General features: G+C 65.6%; 11 protein-coding genes. 1 reads left to right on the forward strand and 10 read right to left on the reverse strand.

Annotated features, from left to right (window positions below; translation table 11 throughout):
- The first annotated feature begins 326 nt into the window (after nucleotides 1-326).
- Entirely contained in the window at nucleotides 327-2,399 is a 2,073-nt protein-coding gene (locus ACXJJ8_RS01355) for an alkaline phosphatase D family protein (RefSeq protein ID WP_499026426.1), read from the forward strand.
- A 159-nt stretch (nucleotides 2,400-2,558) separates the two neighbouring features.
- Here ACXJJ8_RS01355 and ACXJJ8_RS01360 read toward each other — a convergent pair whose 3' ends face one another.
- The 10 genes from ACXJJ8_RS01360 to ACXJJ8_RS01405 form a co-directional block, all read right to left on the reverse strand.
- Entirely contained in the window at nucleotides 2,559-4,022 is a 1,464-nt protein-coding gene (locus tag ACXJJ8_RS01360) for a M15 family metallopeptidase (protein WP_499026427.1), read from the reverse strand.
- A gap of 12 nt (nucleotides 4,023-4,034) precedes the next feature.
- A complete protein-coding gene (locus tag ACXJJ8_RS01365; protein WP_499026428.1) occupies nucleotides 4,035-7,226 on the reverse strand; it encodes a hypothetical protein in 3,192 nt (1,063 codons plus the stop codon).
- 173 nt (nucleotides 7,227-7,399) lie between these two features.
- The gene (locus tag ACXJJ8_RS01370; protein WP_499026429.1) at nucleotides 7,400-8,962 is read right to left on the reverse strand and encodes an amidohydrolase family protein; all 1,563 of its coding nucleotides are present in this window, start codon (nucleotides 8,960-8,962) and stop codon (nucleotides 7,400-7,402) included.
- A gap of 49 nt (nucleotides 8,963-9,011) precedes the next feature.
- Nucleotides 9,012-9,788 carry a uracil-DNA glycosylase family protein gene (locus ACXJJ8_RS01375; protein WP_499026430.1) on the reverse strand — a complete coding sequence of 259 codons (777 nt, stop codon included), beginning with the start codon at nucleotides 9,786-9,788 and terminating at the stop codon, nucleotides 9,012-9,014.
- Nucleotides 9,789-9,797: 9 nt separating this feature from the next.
- On the reverse strand, nucleotides 9,798-12,425 hold the full coding sequence (locus tag ACXJJ8_RS01380; RefSeq protein ID WP_499026431.1) for a S8 family serine peptidase: 2,628 nt from the start codon (nucleotides 12,423-12,425) through the stop codon (nucleotides 9,798-9,800).
- Nucleotides 12,426-12,470: 45 nt separating this feature from the next.
- Nucleotides 12,471-12,848: an acyl-CoA thioesterase gene (locus tag ACXJJ8_RS01385; RefSeq protein WP_499026432.1), complete on the reverse strand. Its 378-nt coding sequence runs from the start codon at nucleotides 12,846-12,848 to the stop codon at nucleotides 12,471-12,473.
- 11 nt (nucleotides 12,849-12,859) lie between these two features.
- On the reverse strand, nucleotides 12,860-13,138 hold the full coding sequence (locus ACXJJ8_RS01390) for a hypothetical protein (RefSeq protein WP_499026433.1): 279 nt from the start codon (nucleotides 13,136-13,138) through the stop codon (nucleotides 12,860-12,862).
- A gap of 83 nt (nucleotides 13,139-13,221) precedes the next feature.
- Nucleotides 13,222-14,037, reverse strand: a complete 816-nt coding sequence (locus ACXJJ8_RS01395) for an MEDS domain-containing protein (RefSeq protein WP_499026434.1) — start codon at nucleotides 14,035-14,037, stop codon at nucleotides 13,222-13,224.
- Between the two features lie 62 nt (nucleotides 14,038-14,099).
- Nucleotides 14,100-15,515: a UdgX family uracil-DNA binding protein gene (locus ACXJJ8_RS01400; RefSeq protein WP_499026435.1), complete on the reverse strand. Its 1,416-nt coding sequence runs from the start codon at nucleotides 15,513-15,515 to the stop codon at nucleotides 14,100-14,102.
- Nucleotides 15,512-16,756, reverse strand: coding sequence for a putative DNA modification/repair radical SAM protein (locus ACXJJ8_RS01405; protein WP_499027180.1), 1,245 nt, complete (start codon nucleotides 16,754-16,756; stop codon nucleotides 15,512-15,514). Before ACXJJ8_RS01405 ends, ACXJJ8_RS01400 begins: the two co-directional genes overlap by 4 nt.
- Between the last annotated feature and the right edge of the window lie 85 nt (nucleotides 16,757-16,841).

A 16,841-nucleotide genomic window follows, 5' to 3' on the forward strand; every position in this document is an offset into this window, starting at 1 on the left:
CAAGTCCCCCACTGTCGACCGTCCGGATATGCAGCGGCGCGATGCTCGCAGTCCTGCATTCGTAGGTTCTACGTTAACCGCAGGCGATGGCGGTCACTCAGCATCCGCGCAACTTGCATCCTTGTGGTGAACCTTGGTCACCCACGCCGCACGGCGGGCCGCCGACACCGCGCGCGGGCGCATCGTCCATCCCGTCGTGCAGATGACACTCTTCAATGATGCGTACGCGCCGACAAGTGGTCTCATCGCGGTACTTCCGGCACGCTCACCGGCGCGGTGTTCGGATCAGCGTTGCGGCACATTGATCATCGTCAATCCGGATCGACATGCCGGCACTCGACCGTCGACAATTCCTGAAGCTCGCCGCCGCGCTGGGCGCGACCGTCGCCTTTGGCTGCGCGCACGTGCGCCCTTCGTCGAGTGGATGGCGCGAGCGCCGCGGCCTGTATCCGCAGGGCGTTGCCTCGGGCGATCCCGACGAGAACAGCGTGCTGCTGTGGACGCGACGCCCGTATGCCGATGCCCGCGACCGCGCCACGCTGATCGTCGAAGTCGCGGACGATCCGGCATTCACGCGCGTGATCGCGACTACGGCGGCGCCGGTGCTGGCGGCGGCCGACTGGACCTGTCGCGTGCTGGTGGGCGATCTGCCGCCGGCCGGCGAATACTGGTATCGCTTCATCGACGAGGAAGGCAGCGGCAGCCGCATCGGCCGCACGCTGACGGCACCCGCGCCCGACGATGCGCGCCCGGCGCGCTTCGCCTTCGTCAGTTGCCAGACCATTTGCGAGGGCGCACAAAACGCCTATCGCAAGATGATCTTCGAAGACGAACGGGCGGCGCCGGACGAACGACTCGGATTCGTGCTGCATCTGGGCGACTTCATTTACGAAGTCGTGCAATACCCGGACCAGGTCAAGGACGGCAAACGCTACGACCGCGTCGTCAAGTTCCCGGTCAAGTTCGAGCACGGCAAGAAAGTCGCCAAAAACCGCTTCACCGTGCCCGGGTCGCTGGACGACTATCGCGCGCTCTACCACGCCTACCTGCGCGATCCCGACATCCAGGACGCACGTGCCCGCTTTCCGTTCGTGGCGATGTGGGACAACCACGAATTCTCATGGCAGGGCTGGCAGTCAATTGTGGAATACGGCGAGGGCCGGATACCTGCGCAGACGCTGAAGGTCGCGGCGAACCAGGCCTGGTTCGAATACCAGCCGATGCGCGTCACGCCGCCGGGCCGCTCGTTGGCCAGCTTCGATGCACCGCATGTGGTCGACACAACGGTGACCGAGTTCGACGACGACGGCCTGGGACGCGAACCCAACAACCTCGCTGCGATCGAAAGCCTGATCGCGTATCGCGCGCTGCGCTGGGGCCGGCACATCGACCTGATGATCACCGATCAGCGCAGCTTCCGCTCGCCCGACCCATCCAATCGCGACGAGCTCGGGCCGCTGTTCGAGAACACGCCCTTCAGCTTCTTTCCCGAGGCGCTGGCGATGCACATCGACAGCGGCCGCGACTTCGCCGATGGCCACCCGCCGGCGCAGCTGTCCTTCGGCGGGAAGTCCATCGCCAACTTCCGCGCGAAAGAACCCCCGCAGTCGATGTTGGGCGCGAAGCAGAAGGCCTGGTTCCTCGAGCGCTTGCGCACCGCGCAAGCCACGTGGAAGATCTGGGGCAATTCGCTGGGCACGCCCGATTGGCGCATCGATCCGCAACAACTGCCCGCTGCGATGGGGAAATGGATCGACGGGTACGCCGTCATGGCCAATTACGACTGGGGCGGCATGTATCACGAACGCGCGCAGATCTTCGATGCGGTGCGCGATGCCGGCATCACCGGATTCGCCATCCTGTCGGGCGATCGCCACAGCTTCTGGGCGGGCCTGGCCGCCAAGGCCTTGCCGCCCGCGCAGTTCGAACCGGTGGGTGTCACCTTCGTCGTCGGCTCGATTTCGGCCGTGGGCGCGGCCGAAGCCAACGAGCACAACCTCAAGCAGGACGATCCGTTGCGCCCGCTGTTCGTCGCCAATCCCGGCGGCGGGCCGCCGCAGCCCACCGTGAACCTGCTGCTGCACCACGGCCTCCGTTCGGCGCTGGAATACGCGAGCAGTGGCGACCTGGCGAAGGCGCACGCCGTGCGCAATCCGGAAATGGCGCCGCATCTGTCGTTCGTCGACATGGGCGGGCACGGCTACGGCACGGTGCGGGTCGACGGCACCGCGATGGTGACCGACTTCGTCTGCATCCCGCGGCCCATCGAACGCAGCGCCGGCGTGGATGGCGGCCCGTTGCGCTATCGCGTTCGCCACGCGGTGCCGCTCTGGCGCGCGGGCGAACAACCGCGGATGCGGCAGACGGTTTTGGAAGGGGATGCCGGATTGGCGGTTTGAAGCTGTCGGCGCCTACTCCGACTACCCCAACGTCCTTCACTCCTTCGCGAACCCGATCCGCCACCAACGATTCAAGCGCAGGCCGACACGTTACCGGACGGAGGGCGGCGGGCCCATCTGGCGAAGTCGAGTCCGCCTTCCGGGGTCGTGGGTCTGCGCTCACCCGGGAAACGCAATCTCCCCCAGCTCCCACGCACTCCGGAAGCGCTCCATCCCGTGCGACCCGCCGTTGACCAATCGACGTGCCTTCAGCAGGTTCCCCGCCGCAACCGCGGCTCGCACACGCGCTTCTTTGTTCTTGAGGAACTGCGCGAGGATGCGACCGGCCAGCGGGCCGTCGATCGCAAGGTCGGGATTGCCCAGCAGATCCACGCCCACCTGGCGTCCGACCTTGTCGTAGTTTTCGCGTCCGGTCAGTTGCACGAAGCCGCGGCCCTTGAAGCGTGCGCCATCGCCGGGTTGTGTATTGCCGACGCCGTCGCCCGCGGAAGTGCCCGGCTCGTAAAGATCGAATGGATGGTGCCGTGTGTTGAAGCCGCTGGGGCCTTCGGGAATCGGAACGAAGCCTTCGGTCTCCGCACGGATCGTCGCCAATGCCATCAACACCATTTCGCGATCGCCCAGTGCGCATTCGCGCAGGCCCGCGAGCACCGAAGGCAGGTGCCTGACGATGTTCGGCCTGGGTGTGTTCGGGAACATCGTCGCAACGAGGTCCGGCGTCACGTTGCCGGTGATGTCGCCCACCGCGTGCACGAGCTCCGCGCCCCGCTCCGCCATCCCCCGCGCGATGTGCAATGCATCGGAGACTGGCCGCAGGAATGCCGCGCTCATGAAGCCGTCGGCCAGGCTGTCGCCGATGAAGTCGACCAGCGCCCATCCGTCGTGGCGTGCCAGCACGTCCACCTGCGTGCCGGCGGGCACGACGCGAAGGACGTCGCTGTCCGCCGAGGGTCCACTGCGCAAGCGCAGGCCGCTGCGTGCGATCACTTCCTGGCGGTCGGCGACGCGCGGCTGCGTCGGCACGAGGCTCGGCGGTGCTTCGAATGCAGGCAGGTGCAGGCTTGCCAGGTAGGCATCGAGGCCCACGATGGACGCCGGATCCAGGCCCACGGCCAGCTCGTCCGGCCCGACGTCCATCTCGAAGTGCATGCAGTCCTTGCGGTCGCTCCAACTGCCGCCCCATTCGAAGACGGGCACGCCGTCGCGCGTGCGGATCTTGCGGACGTCGTCGATCATCGCCTGCGTCATGTCGGTGTCGGCCACGCCGGCGCGGACATCGAGTGCGCGCAGGGCTTGCGTCTGTTTGTCCGAATAGCGCACCCGTCGCGTGCCTGCATGGTTGTTGTAGGGGTTGGTTTCCCAGTTCACGTCGAGCGCGATGCCGTAGCCGTGCAGGCTCTTGCCCGTGCCGCCGGTGATCGGGCGGCAGTTGTAGCTGTCGGTGTCCTGCGTGCGCACCGTGTAGCCATGGTGGTGGAGCACGGCGGCGAGTGCTTCGAAGGCCCGCGTCGTCGGTGGTGCGACGCGGATCTTGTCGGGGCCGAACGGGATCAACACCATCTCGTCTTCGGCGCATTCGAAGGCTTTCCACAGGCGGCGCAATTGCGCGGTGTTCTTCGGCATTTTGCGGTTCTCCTACGTGAAGGAGTTGATCGAGCGCACGATGCCCAGCAGCCAGCGCCAGACATCCGGCATCACCAGCGGCACCAGCACGACGCCCATGGCCAGGAACTTCGGCCACAGGGCACGCAGGCTGCCGCCGAAGGTCAGCTGGTCGCCGGTGCGCGTGAACATCGGGCCGAGCATCATGTCCTGCTCCATGCGCAGGACCAGGTACACCCCGTAGCCGAAGCTGGCGACCAGTTGCACGATCGCGATCATCGTCATGCGCGGTTCCAGCAGCGGCGGATACGTGGACATCGCCATCAGCACGGCGATCGGCGCCAACATCGCGCACCACACGCAGGTGCGCATGGCGACGACGTGCAGTTTGAGTTCGGCCACCAGTTGGGCCTGCCATTTTTCGAAACGTTCGGGATCCAACGCCTCGTGGAGCGCCATCGTCTTCGCACCGCGGTCGACGAGTTCGCACGTCAGCGCGGCCCATGCATCGGGCGCCTCGTAGGACAACGCGTCGATGTCGCTCACGCGATTGAGACTGAGGTTGAACGGCGTCTGCGGCGCCTGGTGGATGACCTGCGGCGCTGGCCAATTCTTTTCCCGCAGGTAAGCGCGGATGCCCGGCATCGCGCCCGACACGAACAAGGTGATGCGGCAAATCAGGCGCAACAGCCTGGCGGCGTTGACGAGGAAGGCGACGCCGAAAGCTAGCACCAGCAGCGCGACCAACCAGGGCAGGCCCGAATCCACGCTCAAGGGCAGGCCGCTGGGATTGAGTTCGAACAGGAGGAAGACGTTCTGCCGGAAGATGACGAGCAGCGCGATCACGGCGATGAGCACGGGCAGGAACCACGCGAGCGTGGGGTGTTTGTAGGGGTCGGGCCGCGAGATCTTCTTCACGAACTGGGCCACGTACTTGCCGAGGCGATGGTCGGCGACTTTCAGCCGCGCGAAGCCCAGGATGCATACGCACATGTAGATCAACCAGATGGCGACCAGCGCATGCAGGTCGCGCCCGTGCGCCAGCGCCTTGTCGCCGTCGACCACCTCGACCAGGCGCTTGAGCGACACGGCGAACGCAGTGTTCGACACCAACCACAACAGGAGCATCAGGACCACCACCCGGTGCGGCGACAGCGACGCATTCGGCTGGCGGTTCGGCACATGGGCAACAGCCTCCGTGGGCTGCCCCGGCGGCGCGGTTTTCTTTCGGACCTCCGCGCGGAACCGGTCCCAGGCCCCTTTGATCCATCGGCCATCGAACACCACGTAACGCATCGCCGACAGGAACACCCGGCCCCGGCCGACGCCGGCGATGACCCAAAGCGCCACCAACATGAAATACGCAGAGAACAGGGTCATGGCGACGAAGGACGGCATTTGCGCGACCACGCGTGTTTCCGCCGCGGCCATCGCGCTACGTGGTTTTGCGCCATCTCGAAGCGCGTGGCGGCAAGCGGGCGTCCATCCTGCGAGGCGGGGGAAATCCAGCTCCTGGAAACCCGCGAGCGTCGCGACATACAGGCAGGGTGAGGCGCGTGACGACGCGTGGATCTCAGGTGCCGCGAACGCAAGGAAGGAGGTGTTACTCACCGCTCGCCGCTCGTGCCAACGCAACAGCAGGGAAGCGGCGCGGAAAACATTGGCGGCAAAGTCGGTGGCGAACGAATACGTCCGTGGCCACTCTTTTTGCGCCTTGCCCCGCACGCACGCAATCGGAGTGTTCCTTTCGTCCGTGCAGACGATCGCGTCGCCCGCAGGAACGAAGACCGCACCCCGGCTGCCCCGGCGGTAATCGGGATGGATCGCGAGGAAATCCAGTTCCATCATCACCGGCAGCGCGTCGGGCAAGTGCTGCCGCACCTGGCTGAGCAGGAACAGGCGATCGCGCACATCCGTGGCAACGATCACCACGACATCCGGATGCACGTGCATGCTCAGCGAGTCGAACATCCGGTACAGCATGAGTTCGTCCGAGCGCGAGGTCAGGCTCGGTTCGTAGATCGTCGGACGATCCATCCCTTCGCGCGCCGAGGTCATGTCCAGTTCGAGCAGGCGACCGCGCGACTTCGGCATGCCCTGCATCTGCGACTCGTCTTCATTCCGTTCGATCGAGTGCTCCGCACGGATCGAGGCAATGTTCGGCGGAAACCAGCGAACGTCGACGCGCAGCGACGTCGACTTGTCCTGGTTCGGGCACCTGAACTCGGGACGGCTGTCGAACAGGGTGAATTGTTCGGCGTCCCGCCCGAACGACGACTCCTCGGCGAGGACGATCATCTTCCGCCCGCTCGCCTTGGAGGGCAACGTGCAGAGATAACTGCGCAGTGCCAGGTATTGCTCGATGAGCGGCCAGGCGAGCGGCACGTAGGTGTTCCCACCGCGCGCATGGGCCCGCGTCGGATCGATCGTCAGGAAACTGTCGATGTTGCGGTTCGAATTCACCGTCGCCGATGCACTCAACAGGAGCGCATCGATGCGGGCGAAGCTGCTGCCGTTGCGAAGGGCCCGGATGCCCAGGGCGAGCGATTGCATCGAACCCGAGAACGCAGGACCGAGGATGTCGAGCCTGGCCGCTCGCGTGTCGGTCGACCGCGCATCGCACCGTTCGCCGGTGCGTAGCACCGCGACGTCGGTGGGACCCAGCATGTCGAAGTGCATGGCGCAACGTGCAGCCACGTCGAACGCGTCGCGCTGCACGCCGTAGCTCGGCGACTCTCCCACCAGGAAGACGAGCGCATAGTCAGGCGCCCTGCCGTATTTGGAAACGCGCCACGCATCGCGACGGAACAGCAGCACGCCGGGCGCCCTGCGATACGTACGCGCGTCGTTCGGATCGCTTCTCTCCTGCGCACCGGGCTTGATCGGTGCCGGGGGCCTCCACGGAAATGCGTAGCCACTCAGCACGTAGTTCTGCGACTGGAACCCGCTGATGGTCGCCTGCAGCGCCATGTCGAACGATCGCCCGAGGTGCGTTTCCACCGGGTCCGGAATCGTGGCGACCATGGCGCGCACGCGGACCCGCCTGCTGGAGAGGTTCGCGAGAGGCCGCAGTGGATCGGCCAATTGCGGGGTTGTTGCGAAATAATCCTCGCCGGAAATCTTCGGCAGTCGCACCACCGTGGCCGCGGCGGGTGGAACGACGCTCCCTTGCGCCGCGACCTGCGCGGCATCGGACGCGCCGCACAGCGCCAGCAACGCCAACACGCTGCACATCGCAACTGAGCAGTGACTCCATCCGCGCATGAGGCGAACGCTTCCTCTGCAGTGCGCACCTGCTGGCAAGCGACGCGTCCGGATGCGTCGAGCGGCCATGGAATAGGACGAACGGTAGTGACGCGCGGTCTCTCCAGAGAGGCGTGGTATCGGTGTTGCGCCGCTCAGCGCGCGAATGCCTTCGCCAGGCGCTTGCGAATCGCCGCGGGGACGTTCGGGTGGCTCGAGATACGTTTCACGAACGCCCTGTCGTCGACCGCGGTCAACTTGTCGAGCGTCATCGGCTGCAACAATTCCGAGAGCACGAGGTTCCCGAGAGCCTCCATGCCCAGCGCGCGTATCGGCATCGCAACGCCCTGCCCTTCGAGGAACCGGGGACGAATCGACGTGCCGGTCGGCTCCTCTTCCTCAAGCACCAGTGTCCACTCCGGCTGTACCTGCGCCAGTGCGCGCACCGATCGCGGGTGTTCCAGTTGTTCGGCAAGCTTCACCAAGTCGCGCAACCCGGTTTGCAGCGTCTTCGTCGCCGCCTTCAACGAGACGGGTTTCAGCGGCGCCGTGGTGACACCGGACAAATCCAGCAGGCGCGGACTGCCGCCCACCTTGCACGCTTCGGCTTTCTTCGCCCCGCCCATGAGGCGACGCAGGCCATAGCGACGCACGCCGTCGACGACCACCAGGACGATGTCGGTCTCGCTGGCTTCCAGCAATTGCCGATACGGCGCTTTGTCCAGACCGCGCACGACGATCAGGTCGGCGCGCTTGCCGGCTTCCAGGCTACCCACACGCGTGTCCCACTGGATGATGCCGGCGGCGTTGCTCGTCGCCATCGCAACGATGTCCGCATCGGAGAACACTTTGCCGAAGTGTTGCGCGACCGCGAACGCGACCTTCATCTCGCCGAGCAGGTTCTTGCTGCCACTGGGCGCCCAGTCCGCGCCCAGGCCCATGCGGACGCCTGCTTTCTTCGCGGCCGCGATGTCGGCCGTCTGCCCGTAGAGCAACAGGTTGCTCAACGGCGACCACACCATCGAGGCGCCGTTCGCCTTCATCTTCCGGAAGTCCGTCGCCTTGAGCGCAACGCAATGGATGCCCGCCAGCGAAGGGGCCAAGGCGGGTTCGACGCCCTTGGGACACAGCGATTCGAAATGCGCGCGGGCGCGCTCGTCCGTGCCTTCGCTCAGGTGCAGCAGCACCGCGGAGCTGTGCTTCAACAGCGCAAGGAAGGTTTCGCGATCGTGCGCGGCGACATCGGCGATGCGCGCATGCGCCGCTGGGAATCCCTCGCCCTCCGAGACTTCCGGATTGCGCAGGAAGCCTTTGTAGAACGTACTCATGCCACTGTTGCTGGCGAGCTTGATGCCCTGCGAAGTGGTCACGCCGCCCAGCAGGCATTTGCATTCGGTGTAGCGCGCGATCGCTTCCGGGTAGCCCTTCGTGCGACCCAGCACGTTCAATGGTCCGCTGATCAGGCGTCGGTAGTCGGGGTGATCGCCCCACTGGTCGCGGTTCGTGTACAGCTTCGGCACGTCCCACAACGTCAGGATGTTGTAACTCAGGTGATTGTGGAGATCGATCAGGCCGGGGAACACCGTGCCGTTCGTCTTTTGCGGCGTCACGTCGGCGAAATCGTCCGGCGGCGGTGCGCTCGCCGGCGCAACGGCGGCGATGGCATCGCCGCGCACGTAGACCACGCCGTCGGCCAGGACCATGCGCTTGCGATCCATGGTGACGATTCGGCCGCGCAATGCATGACGCTTGATCGCCGCCACGATTTCACGCTCCCGTGGGTGCGATCCAGATCAGCGTGTGCCGGTCGTCCGGATTCGGGCGCGACACGCTGGATCGGTGCCTGGGCGTGGCGTTGCGGCCGGCGGCATCGTCGCCGAGGAAGGCCGGAACACCGTAGGGCAAGTCGCGACGCGGAATCGGCGCGTAGTCGCTCTCGCCCAGTGTCGCGCCGTAATTGGGCAGGCCGGTTTCGCCGTCGCCGTCGGGCGTCACGATGCCGCGCAGGTCGCTTACCGCCTGCCGCCATTGCGTGGCCAGCTTGGCCTCGTCGTGGCTGCTGGGGTGCGGCAGTTCGAAGACCGGCGTCGTGCCCTTGCCTGCCCACGAACCCACCGCACGTTGTGCCTGCTCGCCGAAGGCGATGATCGCCTGGGTCTTCGGCGTATGCGCCGCAGTGAAAACGCGATTGCGCCACTTCTTGTGCACCGGATCGTCCAGGAGCGCATCGCCCTGGCTCGCGTGCGAAGGAATCAACGCATAGGAATACGCGTTGAGGCAGAGATACGAACGCGTGATCCCGAGCTTGCGCAGGAAGCCCTGCACGCGCTGGCCCGCGTCGCCGACCAGCGTGCGCGCCGCGATGCGCTCGGTGGCGCCCGGGTCGGACGCGATGCACAACACGCGCGCCGAGCCATCGACGCGGCCGCGGTAGAACACCGGGCCCCAGTCGTACCAGAAGTGCGGCTTCAACGCGCCGTAATCGGGGCATTGCGCGAACAGCTTGGCGAAGCGTTGGGTCGGACCCTTGTCGAACTCGATCATGCGACGGCCTCAGGTGCTGGCGAGCATCTTCACCAGGTTCGGGATGCCCTTGCCTTGTGCGTAAGCGTCGCGCCCCAGGTCGGTGCACTGCTCCAGGAGGATCTGCTTCACGCGATCGGGATAACCGATGAACTCCCTGCGTTGCGAGAGGAATGCAGCGAGCACGCCGGAAACATGCGGCGCAGCCATGCTGGTGCCCGATTCGGCGACGTAGAGTTGTTCGGCCGTCAGTTTCTTGAGCTGGTCCGGCTTCAGCGCACCGGCCGTCATGCCCTTCGGGAGCAAGTCCTTGAAGTCGGCGCGCGCCGACAGGATCTTCTCGCCCGGCGCCACCACGTCGGGCTTCGGCCGGCCATCGGCGGTCGGCCCGCGCGAGGAAAAATAACTCACGCCATAGGTGTGCGGATTGGTGCGATGCACTGAACCAACCGCGATCGATTCTTCGAGGTTGGCCGGATCGCCGATCGACAGGTCCAGGTTCGCTTGCCACGGCCCGTCGTTCAATGTCTGCAGCACCGTGAAGCCTTCGTTGCCTGCCGCGAGCACGATCAACACGCCCTGGCGCCACAGGCGCCGCAGTTCCATGCACAAGGGCGTGTGCCCGCAGCCGAAGACGCTCGGGTCGAAGTTGCCGCCCAGGCTCAGGTTGATGCCGTGGATGCGCAGTTCCTGGGATTGCTCGTTGATCTGCGCGATCTTGTCCAGCGCAACGAGGATCCACGCGTCCTCGCCCTCGCCGCTGTTGTTCAAGACCTTGAACGAATGCAGCTTCGCACGCGGGGCCATGCCCGAGAAGGGAAGCAATTCCTTCTCGTCTCTCAGCGGATGCGGGAACTCGCCGGCGATGATGCCGGCCACGTGCGTGCCGTGGCCGAACCGATCGATGAAGCCGTCCGCGCCTGTCGGCAGAACCGGCTTTCCCTTGTCGTACGTGACGAAACCGCCGATGGGTTGGTTGATCCCGGTACCGGTTCGCGTGCTTTCCGTGCAGTCCCACAAGCTGGCGATGTTCTCGTGCATCGCAAAGTGCGGATGCAGGTGGTTGATGCCCGTGTCGAGCAAGGCCCATTCGATGCCGTGGCCATGCGCGGAATACGCCTGATGCGCCGGCGCGGCCTGCACCATCTGCACCGAGCGGCAGATCAAGGCCTTTTTATCCGCATTCCGCCAGACGCGGTTGATCTGCAAGCCGTTGAACTCGGTGCGCAGGACTTCGATCTCCGAGCGGTTCAACCTGGCCGACATGAATCGCGAATGATGCTGGATCTGCAGCAGATCGATGTTGGTCTTGCTGCGCTTGGCGAAGGTGCGCAGGCGCGCATCGATCGCAAGGCGCCCCGCTTCGATGGTGCTCTGTCCTTTGTCCTTGAGGTCCATCACCTCGATCATGACCTTGTGGCGGAACGCCTCGTCCTTGGTTTCGATGCGTTCGACCAGGTCGGACATGATGCGTTGGTTCGCCATGCTGCTGGCGAAGTCGCGCCCGACGGCGGCGTAGACGGTCTCCCGGACGATCTGCGTCGACAGGTAGCCCATCGCCGAATGGGCGTTGCCGGTGAACAGTGGATTGGCGTCGCGCTCTGCGCGGGTGATCTGGAAGTTCCTGAATGACGTACCGGCCGGCAGGGGCTCGATGTCGTCGGTCAAGTCCTTGTCGAATGCGACGACATCCCCGACGTTCGCGACGTTGACCCAGTTCGTGACGCACGGCGGGAACGGCAGCTTTTTCTTCTTCGTCCATTTCTCGAACACCGTCCGCACGGGTGGAAGCCCGAGCGGCGATCCGATCGTCACGAACAGCCGCACGTCCACCTGGTCCTTGCTGAGTTGGCGGAGCACGTCGTACGCGATCATCGTCCCCTGGCTGTGCGCGACCACGATGAAGGGCGCGCCACCGCTGGCCAGGCGCTGCTGGAAGAGGTCTTCCATCTGCTTGCGGTGGTCGAATTCGAAGAGGAAGTCCTGCACGTCCGGCAGCGCCATGCCGGTGACCAGGTCCGTCAGCTTGCGCAACAGCGCGTCGCCGAAGCCCTTTGTCTGCAGGCCGAATACGCCTTTGCTCCCGCCGACCGCTTCGAACGTCAGTGCGTTGCCCCTTGATTGCTCCGCGGCCTCTTTCTCGGCGCGAACCAGCATCTCCGACCCGATCTCGCGCAGGAACGCCTGTTGCGCGGGGTCCGGGGTGATCGCCTTCACCGCTTCATCGAGTTCGCGCCAGGGATCGGGCGTGCCGGCGGCGAGCACCCGTTTCGTGCGGAAGGCTTCTTCCGGATCGTGGCAGGCGCACTTGGGATCGATGCATTCGCAACTCGACGGTTGCGGATAGCGCGCGCGATTGACCCAATAGGCCATGCGCGTGCGATCGCCCATGTCTTTCCCGAACAGCGCGCGGTCCCATCGGATGACGAGGACCTGTTCTTCGGGATGGTTGCCGATACCGTGGATGTAGACCGCCGTGCGCGCCTTCGTCGGATCGGCGCCGACTTCCTTGATGGCCTTGCTCGCCATCCCCGAATCGAACAGGGGCTGGAAGTCCACGACGTTCGGCGGGCCGAAGTCCGGCAGGGGCATCGCCTTCGCACGTTGCGTCTTTTTCGTGGCGGGCCGACGCGCGCGCGCCTGCTTCTTCGCAGCCATCGTGATCCTCGCTTCGCCGCGCGGGATGGCGGCGTCGTGCCGGGTTCACTGAGGCCGAACGCGTAACACCGGAGGACGGCGGCCACGATTGGGCGACCGCCCGGCGGATAAATGCCGGGGGATACCCGTGCCGTCTGCGTGACTGGAATTCAACACGGGCGCGGCAACGATGCGTTGGCGGATGCCGATTTCCTTGTCGCCGACCACGGGCCGGATAAATTCGATGTCGAGCCGTTTGACGAACGTCATGAACGGCAATTGCTCGAGCGTCGGAAGATCCCACCCCGCCTGCTCGCGCAACGCATCCATGCGGTGGTCCACGTAGTACGCGGAATACATCGCAGTGCGCATGTGCTTGTACGGATCGAGGTCGGAGAACTTGATCCTGTGCGTGCTCTTGTAGACCGCCGGCACCTTCGACATGTGCGTCTCCGCTACGTTGGCGCCCCGTCTTCTTCAGGCGCCGGCGTCAATTCCACAGCCAAGGCTTCCAGGTCGGTGATTGCGGCTTCGACCGAGTCGTAAAACTCGCCCTGCCGCGTCATGAGGTCTTCGAATTTTTCCGCACGCTTGAGCTTGGACAGCTCGCCATCGAACAACAGCCACTGCGTCGTCAGCATCTCGACGTTGTTCTTGGAGTAGTGCCGCATCTCCTTGAGTTGCAGCAGCGTGTCGTGCACGTGGTCCAGGGGAGTCTTGCTGTCCGTGGACATGGCGGCCTCCTTTCGCGGAACGAACCCGCCGCAGGGTAGCGGCGGCGGGTGGTTGCCGCGGTGAAAGCCGGACGGCGGCGCGCCTACGCGCCGGCGAGGCTCGCGAAGACCGCTTCGATCCGCTCGGCGTCCCTGGACTTGTCGTGCACCCATTCGCCGCGCTTGACGAAGAAATTGCCGTGGTTGTGAATGAGTTCCCGGCACGCGCACAGGGCCGCGGACCCGGCCGGGTACGTGCAGACCGCCATGATCTTGGCGTCCTGGATCGCGACGTTCACGCGCGTTTCGTACGCCATGAAGCGCGACATGCTTTCGGCGTCCCTGACGAAGCTGACGCTGCCCGAAGCGCGGAGTCCTTCGTAACCGTCGGCCTTGGCAGCCGCACCCAACGCGGCGAACTGGTAGCTCAACTGCTCGGGTGCCTTCACCGTTCCGTTCGGGTCGGTGTAGAACTCGCTGTAGTGCACGATCTGCATCTGGCCGCCGGCCATGCGGTCGGCGAGATCGGGCACGGCGGCGGCGAGCGCTTCGCGCGCTTCATCGACGGTCAGGTCACCGACGAGCCACGCGCAGGCCTCGTTGTTTTCCAGCCCCTGCTTGAAGTACGGCACCAGCATGTCGAGCTGGTCCTGCTTGGTGTCGTAGAACTGGCAGACATGCGAGCCCCATGGCAGATCGAGCAGGGCCTTGTCGCTCGCCTTGGGCAGCGTGACGACGCCCTTGGAGATCAGATACAGGAGCAGTTCGGCCGTCATGTCGGCGGACAGACCCTTGAGCAGCGGCGCGTCGAGCTCGGCCATCTTGGTCAACATCGATTCCAGGGCTTGCTCCGACTCCGGAATGCCGGCGACAACCAGCTTCCTGCGAAGGGATTCGTTGGGGTATTGATCGATTTTCATCGCTGGAGTCTAGGGCCGGTGCGGCCGGCACGGCTTGCGGGCCAGGTTCCAGGCTGAACAATTCAGCCTGGGTCGACAAGCAAACGCAGGTCGTCCACGAATCCGCGATACGCCGCCTCGCGATCCGCCTGCGGCTGCCGCAACACCCACGCCGGGTGCACGGTGGCGAATGCGCGCGTGTCGTCCGGCAATCGCCCCCACTGCCCCCGCTGTTCCAGCAATCGGAAATCGCCACCGAACACGCTGTGCGCAGCGGTCGCGCCCAGGCACACGATGATGTCGGGCTTGAGCAATTCCAGTTCCTCCGCCAGCCACCGGCGGCACGCGTGCGCATGGCCCGGTTCGGGCGCCTTGTGCAGGCGATGCTTGCCGCGGCGTTCGAAGCGGAAGTGCTTCACCGCGTTGGTCAGATAAAGCGAGTCGCGCGCCAGGCCGATCTCGTCGAGTGCGCGTTGCAGCATGCGCCCTGCGGGGCCGACGAAGGGACGGCCGCTCAGGTCTTCTTCGTCGCCGGGTTGCTCGCCGACCAGTGCGATGCGCGCGTTGTGCGGGCCTTCGCCGAAGACGGTTTGCGTCGCCGGTTCCCACAGGGGGCATGCGCGGCAATCGCGGGCGCGCGCGCGCACTTTGTCCAGGTCACTGGCGGGGCGTTCGATTGCCGGCGACTGCGCCGGGATGCGCCGGCGCGGCGGTTCCGGTGCACGGCCAGCCATCGATTCCACGCGGGCGCCCGCTTCGCGCAGGAGCGTCGGCAGCACGTGCGCTTCCGGCAGGTGCTTCCAGTACTTCTGCGGCATCTCCTGGCGCATCATCCGCGGATTGAGACGCGCCGGATTGAAGATGTGCGCGTAATAGGTGCGCCACAGCGATTCCTGCGCGTCGTCCGCGGGCGCGTCGCTGCGCAGGGCGCCCGGCGCGAAGGCGAGCGCTTCGCCGTTCCAGTGCACGCTGCGATACGGCGTGAGGATCGACCACCGCATGCCGGCGAAGCGCCGCGCAAAGAAGCCGGACACACGGTCGACGATCCGATGTTCCGGTTCGAACCAGGCGATGAAACCATCCCGCACGCCCGGCACTTCGCGGAAGCGTACGAAGGCTTTCATCTTGTGCAGGTCGCGGCGAACGGATTGGTCCAGGCGCATCGCGCGGTGCGTGTCTTCATCCGTCGCCAGCGTGCACAGGTGGCGTTCGCCATTCGCGATCCGGTAAGCCATGCGATAGAGCAACGCGTGCGCATCGGTGCCGCGATGGCAGGCGACGCGTGCGCCGAGTTCGAAGAAGTCGCGCGGCATGGCGGGGACTTGGCGAACGGGCGACGCGGACGCGACGGCGCGTCCCGCGAGCAGCGCGCCTTGCGCGTCGCCGCGCCAGTCGATCGCCTCGGGCGTGATGTTCGCGCGCAACGCGGCGCGCGCCTGTTCGCGCCATGCATCGAAATCCCAGGGGGGATCGACGGTCGCCGACCAGCGATCGCTCATGCGGCGAAGAGGTCCTGCTGCCGCGGCTTCGGTGCCAGGTGCGCGCGCAAGGCCGCCGGATCGTCCAGCTTGCGATGCGGGTGATGATCCAGCAGCGCGACGAACGGCAACACTTTCGCCAGTGGTGCACGCAGGCGCGTCAGATCGGCGACGCGCAATCGACCGTGGCGACGCGATTGCACGATGCGCGCGACATTGCGCGTGCCCAGGCCCGGCACGCGCAGTAACAGTTCCTTCGGGGCGGTGTTGAGGTCGACGGGGAAGCGCTCGGGATTGCGCAGCGCCCATGCGAGTTTCGGATCGATGTCCAGGTCCAGCATCGTGGTCGACGCTTGGGGCGGCGCGATTTCGTCGACGCCGAATCCGTAGAAGCGCAGCAGCCAATCGGCTTGGTACAGCCGGTGTTCGCGTTGCAGCGGCGGTGCCTGCAGCGGCAGTTTCGACGACGCATCGGGAATCGGGCTGAAGCCCGAGTAGTACACGCGACGCAGGCGATAGTTGCCGTAGAGGTTGTCGCTGGCAAGGAGGATCGCGCGGTCGTCGGCACCGTCGGCGCCCACGATCATCTGCGTGCTCTGGCCGGCGGGCGCGAACTTGGGCGGCTTGTTGACCTTCGCCGTCTTGCGCGCTTGTTGGCCTTCCTCGATGCGCCAGCGCAGGTCGCCCATCGCACTGCGGATGCGCGGGAGGTTCTTCTCGGGTGCGAGTGTCGACAAGCCCGTTTCGGTCGGCAGTTCGACGTTGATGCTCAGGCGGTCGGCATGGCGGCCGGCGGCGGCGAGCAATTCGGGCGCGGCATCCGGGATCGTCTTGAGATGGATGTAACCGGCGAAACAATGGTCTTCGCGCAGGCAGCGCGCGACTTCCACCAGGCGCTCCATCGTGTAATCGCTGTCGCGGATGATGCCGCTGGAGAGAAACAGGCCTTCGATGTAGTTGCGCTTGTAGAAATCCAGCGTCAGTCGCACGACTTCATCGGTGGAGAAGCGCGCGCGGCGCACGTTGCTCGACACGCGGTTGACGCAATAGGCGCAATCGAAGATGCAGAAGTTGGTGAGCAGGATCTTCAGCAGCGACACGCAGCGGCCGTCGGGCGTGTACGAGTGGCAGATGCCCATGCCTTCGGTGCTGCCGATGCCGCCGGTCTTCATCGAATCGCGCTTGCCGGCGCCCGAGGAGGCGCAGGACGCGTCGTACTTCGCGGCGTCGGCGAGGATGCCGAGTTTGGTGAGGGTGTCCACGCGCGAGAGCGTGGCCACGTGCGGTCTCAATGCGTGAGATGACGCATGAATGGTTCAGCTGCGCGCGACGCCTTGCCCTGCGTCA

The sequence above is a fragment of the Lysobacter sp. P5_C4 genome (assembly GCF_054049695.1).

Excerpts from the sequence above, each read along its gene's own strand:
- ACXJJ8_RS01355 (WP_499026426.1), top strand. The coding sequence starts at position 327 with ATGCCGGCACTCGACCGTCGACAATTCCTGAAGCTCGCCGCCGCGCTG.
- ACXJJ8_RS01360 (WP_499026427.1), bottom strand. The coding sequence starts at position 4,022 with ATGCCGAAGAACACCGCGCAATTGCGCCGCCTGTGGAAAGCCTTCGAA.
- ACXJJ8_RS01370 (WP_499026429.1), bottom strand. The coding sequence starts at position 8,962 with ATGGATCGCAAGCGCATGGTCCTGGCCGACGGCGTGGTCTACGTGCGC.
- ACXJJ8_RS01375 (WP_499026430.1), bottom strand. The coding sequence starts at position 9,788 with ATGATCGAGTTCGACAAGGGTCCGACCCAACGCTTCGCCAAGCTGTTC.
- ACXJJ8_RS01380 (WP_499026431.1), bottom strand. The coding sequence starts at position 12,425 with ATGGCTGCGAAGAAGCAGGCGCGCGCGCGTCGGCCCGCCACGAAAAAG.
- ACXJJ8_RS01385 (WP_499026432.1), bottom strand. The coding sequence starts at position 12,848 with ATGTCGAAGGTGCCGGCGGTCTACAAGAGCACGCACAGGATCAAGTTC.
- ACXJJ8_RS01390 (WP_499026433.1), bottom strand. The coding sequence starts at position 13,138 with ATGTCCACGGACAGCAAGACTCCCCTGGACCACGTGCACGACACGCTG.
- ACXJJ8_RS01395 (WP_499026434.1), bottom strand. The coding sequence starts at position 14,037 with ATGAAAATCGATCAATACCCCAACGAATCCCTTCGCAGGAAGCTGGTT.
- ACXJJ8_RS01400 (WP_499026435.1), bottom strand. The coding sequence starts at position 15,515 with ATGAGCGATCGCTGGTCGGCGACCGTCGATCCCCCCTGGGATTTCGAT.